General features: G+C 66.9%; 4 protein-coding genes. 2 read left to right on the top strand and 2 right to left on the bottom strand.

Annotated features, from left to right (window positions below; all coding sequences use genetic code 11):
* On the top strand, positions 1–737 hold a 737-nt coding region (locus VF794_RS19905), incomplete at its 5' end, for an ATP-binding cassette domain-containing protein (RefSeq protein WP_331112720.1).
* A gap of 21 nt (positions 738–758) precedes the next feature.
* Here the strand turns inward: VF794_RS19905 and lanKC are convergent.
* Positions 759–3,524: a class III lanthionine synthetase LanKC gene (gene lanKC / locus VF794_RS19900; protein ID WP_331112718.1), complete on the bottom strand. Its 2,766-nt coding sequence runs from the start codon at positions 3,522–3,524 to the stop codon at positions 759–761.
* Between the two features lie 320 nt (positions 3,525–3,844).
* Positions 3,845–4,009: a class III lanthipeptide gene (locus tag VF794_RS19895; protein WP_331112716.1), complete on the bottom strand. Its 165-nt coding sequence runs from the start codon at positions 4,007–4,009 to the stop codon at positions 3,845–3,847.
* A gap of 289 nt (positions 4,010–4,298) precedes the next feature.
* Between VF794_RS19895 and VF794_RS19890 the strand changes: the two genes are divergently transcribed.
* Positions 4,299–5,396 (top strand): choice-of-anchor D domain-containing protein (locus VF794_RS19890; protein WP_331112714.1); only part of this gene is annotated, 1,098 nt, incomplete at its 3' end.

Below are 5,396 nucleotides of genomic sequence, written 5' to 3'. Positions count from 1 at the left end.
TGGAGAAGGTCTCCTTCCGCTATAGCGCCAACTCGCCGCCCGTGGTGCGGGACGTGTCACTGCGCATCGAGCCCGGGCAGATGGTGGCCATCGTCGGCCGCTCGGGCGCCGGCAAGTCCACCCTGGCCAACCTGTTGCTGGGGCTCTACCTGCCCACCTCGGGGCGCGTGGTCTATGACGGGGTGGACCTCCACAACCTGGACCTGCGCTCCGTGCGCGGGCAGATGGGTGTCGTCCTCCAGGATCCCTCCTTCTTCGGCTCCTCCCTGCGGGACAACATCACCCTGGGCAGCCCGGGCCTGCCCCTGGAGCGCGTGGTGGAGGCCGCGAAGCTGGCGAACATCCACGACGACATCCTGGCCATGCCCATGCAGTACGACACGCTGCTGGTGGACCGGGGCCTGTCCCTCTCCGGCGGCCAGCGGCAGCGGCTGGCCCTGGCGCGCTCCCTCGTGCACCGCCCGGCGGTGCTGCTGCTGGACGAGGCCACGAGCGCGCTGGATGCCATCACCGAGAGCCAGGTGCAGAAGGCGCTGGCGAGTCTGAAATGCACGCGCATCGTCATCGCCCACCGGCTGAGCACCATCCGCAGCGCGGACATCATCGTCGTCATGGACGCGGGGCAGGTGGTGGAGATGGGCCGCCACGAGGAGCTGCTCAAGTCCGGCGGCCCCTACGCCCGGCTCGTCGGGGCGCAGATGGAGCAGCAGCAGGAGCCCATCGCCCGAGCCGGGTGAGGGGCTCCCGCTTCTTCCAGCTCAGCCCTTCGCGGCCACGCCCTTGCCCTCGAAGAGGTCATCCATCATCAGGAAGCGCGGCTGCTCCGGGTGCAGCAGCCGGTGGAGGAACAAACCGATCCCCGCCGAGCCACCGCCCAGGTCGCAGCTGATGCGGAAGAGTTCCTCGGCCGCGAAGGCAATCCCCTCCGGCGTGTCGATGCGGTGCGGGAGGATGCCCTCCGCCAGGTAGGAGGCGCTGTTGAGGTACCGCTCGCCCCCCAGCGCGCGATGCATGTCCAGGAGGAACTCGCCGTACCCGGACAGGCCGTAGTTGAACCACAGCTTGTTCGAGTGGCGATCCGAGACCGTGTTGGCGCACCGGTCGGCGAACTTCCGCAGCCGCGTCTCCCCCGTCGCCAGGTAGGCCCTCAGCACGGTGGTGCCGATGCCGGACGTCCCGTAGCGCATGTGGGGCGACTTGGGCTCGCCGGGGCTCGCCTCGACGTGCGGGTACCACAGCAGCATGTTGCTGACGTACTTGCAGTGGGCGATCTCGAAATCGACGGCCTTGATGGCCGTCTCCAGGAAGCCCTCCCCCGGCCGGATCATCGCGAGGTAGATGAGGAAGAGCGCCACGCCCGACTGGCCATGCCCGAAGCCCAGGCGCATCTGGTCGTCCATCATCCAGTACACGCCCTGCGCCGACTCCTTCTTCGTGTGCATCAGGTAGTCGGCGGCCTCGCCAGCGCGCGTCAGGTACTTCTCCTCCCCGGTGTGCCGCCAGAGGTGCAGGTTGGCCAGCCCCCAGCCCGCGTCACCCCAATAGAGGTCGGCCTTCTGATGAAGCAGCGAGGACTTCGCCGCGCCGTCCATGAGCTTGCGCGCGGCCTCGTGCAGCCCCATCTCCTGGAAGGCCACGGCGATTCCCCCCGCGCCGCTGAACAAGCCCGGCGGGTAGGGATGCCGATCGACCTGCTTCAGCATCCACTCGACGATGGGGGCCGGGACGCTGCCGTGCAGGCGGTGCAGGAAGTAGGCGGTCCCCGCCGCGCCGTAATCCAGGTTGAGGGGATTGGTGCCGAAGACGGTCCCTTGCGTCGGCCACAACCGATCATTCCGCGAGTAGTCCGCCTTGGCGAGGATGTAGCGGCTGACCCCCTCGACGGTCTGCTCGAGCTCCTGGCGGAAGGAGGCCGGCGGGGCCGGCAGCTCCGGCGGCTCCTCTCCCATGGGGACGAGCGGCGCATCGTGGTGCGGCACCCCGATGGCCTGGAAGGCGGCGATGACGCGATCCAGGTCCCAGCGTTTGGCGGGGTCCTGCTCCAGCAGCCCGACCACGATGTCGTAGACCTCGAGCGGCAGGTGCCAGTCCTCCAGCGACTGCCGGAAGGAGCGGAGGATTCCCTCCCGGTTCACATCCAGACCCGGCGCGGTGAAAACGATCTGATCGAGGATCATCGCCCCGAGGGAGTAGTGATCATCTCCGGGCTTGGGACGCTCCCAGCGCCGCTGCTCGGGCGAGCTGTGCCCGTCCGTCCAGCTCCGGGCGAAGGGCTCGTCCCTATCCATCTCGAAGGCGAACTCGAGATCGATGAACTTCACCTGATCGTCCTTGGTGAACATGATGTTGGTGCGTGTCAGGTCACGCAGGACGACGCCGTGCTCGTGAATCGTCTTCAGGCCCCTGGCGATTTTGATGACCGTGTCGCGCATGCGGGTGAAGAAGTCGGCCACGCGCAGCTCGGAGGAGGCCCGGCTGAAGCCGATGGCGTAGCCCCAGAGCGTCTCCGCATCGAGCTTCTGCTCGACGAGGAAGCGGTGCTCCCATTCCTGGAAGAGATCCACGAAGCGCGGGGTGAGGCCGGTAGGCTCCAGCCGCTTCAGGATGCGCGCCTCTTTTTCGAGCAGCAGGAAGGTCTCTTCCTTCGCCGGGTCCTTGTTCGTCAGCGGGCGCGCCTCGCGGATGATGACGGGGGCTCCGGTCTGCGTGTCGATTCCCTTGTAGATGCCGCCGGTCGCGTTGAACTTGATGGCGTTCTCGATGCGATACCGCTTCTTCAGGAGCGGACCGCCGCCCTGGGGAGCGGGCGCGGGCTTCGGAGCATCCGAGGCCGTCGTGGCGGGCGCGGCCGTCGTGGCGGGCGCGGGCTTCGGAGCGGGCGCCGCGGGCTTCGGGGCCGCGAACGGATCCTTCACCCAGTACGGCAGGACGAAATAGGGGCGGCGCTCATCGGAAACCCAGTTGCCATCCGGCGCCCTCATCCCGGGAACGCGCACGCCCCGGTGGTCGACCTTCTCCTCGGCCATGTGCGTGCCATAGCGGTAGAAGACGACCTTGCTGCCCTTGTAGGGACGATCCGTCAGCAGATACGGGCCCCACATGCCCTGCGTCACCTCGTGGAGGGCCTCGAGCTGCCGCAGGAAGGCCTCCTCCGAATCCGGATAGATGGTGACGAACTTCCCCGCGCCCGTCCTCGGCGCGTTCTTGTTCAACGACAACCGCAACATGGTGGGGTCGGCGCAGAACTTGAAGCTGAACTTGAAGCTGACGAGCACCGGAAGGGTGCGCTCCAGCAGCTCCACCGCGCTGCTCTCCGCCGCGGCGAGGTGAATCTTCCAACCATGATTCAGGTGATTGGGATTCTTGGGCCAGCAGCGCGTCCAGTAACCACCGACCTTGAACTCCCAGGTGGGATCCACATAGCGCTGGGCAATGTCGAGGTACTCGGAGGACGGTTTGTAGCGGTCCACCGTCTCGAAGAACTGCCGGTCCAGGAACGAGAAGAAGAAAGAGCCTTCAGCCATGGTGGTCGCTCACAGGTTGTTCGGCATCATGACAGCGGGGGATGACAGCCGCTAGCGCGAGACGCTGCTCCGGTCGCACCCGTGCCCCGAGCCCATGTTCCTGGGGCAGACCTTGGCGTCGAAGCGATGACAGGGATTGCGGAACAAAGCCCACGCGCCCCCTGGAGGGTCCGAGGACGGACGCGCTCGACAAGGACCGCCGTGGTACCGGAAAGCCAGGCTGACCTGTGTCAGCACGCAGCCTGGCTCCCCCGACTGGCGTGCTCGAACGCGAGACCTACGCGTCGGCGGCGCTCCAGCCGTTGGCACTGCTCAACGGACTAGCCGTTGTTGCTGCTCACGCTCGAGGTGCAGCTGCAGAAGGACAGACAGCCGTCATCCTGCACGGGCGCCTGGAGAGACTGGAGCGCGAGCACGTCCTGGCCACCGACAACCTGGTCAAGCTCCGTCTCGTTGAGCTGCACGGCATCGAAGTTCTGGTTCATGGCACTTCTCCGTTGTGGGGGTGTGGGGTGTTGCTCGCGGGACGGCGACCGCTGCCGTCCTGATAGGAACCTTAAAGGATGCTTAGCGGGATAGCAAGCGAACCAGCATTTCCTGGAATCTGTGGACAGCCCCGGATTCCCCACCATGGCGCACACCGGGCCTCGGTGACTGGCGCACGAGGTGGAACGCGAGCTTCACCGATCCGGAATGAGGCAACAGGCTCCTTTCTTGGAGGGGCCAACACCTCCCCCCTAATGTCCGCGGCTTCATACACAAGGGGGAAGAATCGTGGTTCGACTCAATCCACTGACACTCATCGCGCTCGGCTTGCTGGCCGCCTGTTCGTCCGACGTCACGAAAACGGAGGCCGTGACACCGCAACCCTCGACACACACGCGGCAGGGCGCGCCACTCCTCGCCGCGTCCACCCTCGAGGTCTTTCCCAGCAGCCTGGATTTCGGTGAACAGCCGGTAGGCACCACCAGCGCGCCCCAGAACGTGAGGGTGCGCAACACCGGCACCGAGGACCTGTTCATCGGCGAGCTCACCCCGGCCGCGCCCTTCGCCGTGTCCCCGACGGGCCCCTTCGCCCTGCCTCCTGGTAGCTTCCAGGAGATTTCGGTGACATTCCGCCCCACCACCGCGGGCGACATCGAGAGCCCCCTCAGCTTTTCCAGCAATGACCCGACCAATCCTCGGGTGACCATTTTCCTCACTGGCCGTGGTCTGAAGCCCGCCGTCACGGTGAGCCCTTCCTTGCTCGATTTTGGAGAGCAGCAGGTGGGCACCACCCGCCCCCTGGTGGTGACGGTGAAGAACACGGGCAACGAGCCCCTGCTCATCAGCAGCGTCACCACCTCGGGAGCGGTGTTCAGCGTCACCCCGCGCGAGACCTTCACCCTGGCGGCCAATGAAACCCGGACCCTCTCGGTGACGTTCAGCCCCACCGCCGAAGGCGCCTTCACGGGCACGCTCACCCTGACCACCAACGACCCAGACAGGCCGACCGTCTCCATCTCCCTGGCCGGCACCGCGACAAAGCCCGACCTGGAGATCACCCCGACCCGTCTCGTCTTCGGCGCGTCCAACGTGAGCGTGAGCGCTCCCCACCAGGAGGTCCGCTTCCACAATCCGAGTGCCACGGAGCTGCGGGTCTCCTCGGTCTCCTTCTCGGGGACGGCCGCGCTCGACTTCAGCGTCCCCCCGCCGAGCAGCTTCCCGGTGACGGTCTCCCCCGGCGCCACCGTCACCCTCCCCCTGCGCTTCACCCCCCAGGCGGTGGGCGCACGCCAGGCCCAGGCCACCTTCACCCTCGACGGTACGGCCCAGGGCACCGCGGCGGTGGAGCTCGTGGGCCAAGGCACCTCGCCGATGGTGGCGGTGACG

This window comes from Archangium sp. (assembly GCF_036389735.1).
Taxonomy (GTDB): domain Bacteria; phylum Myxococcota; class Myxococcia; order Myxococcales; family Myxococcaceae; genus Archangium.
The sequence above is the reverse complement of the archived record's forward strand: the minus strand, read 5'-3'. Positions and strand labels throughout refer to the sequence as shown.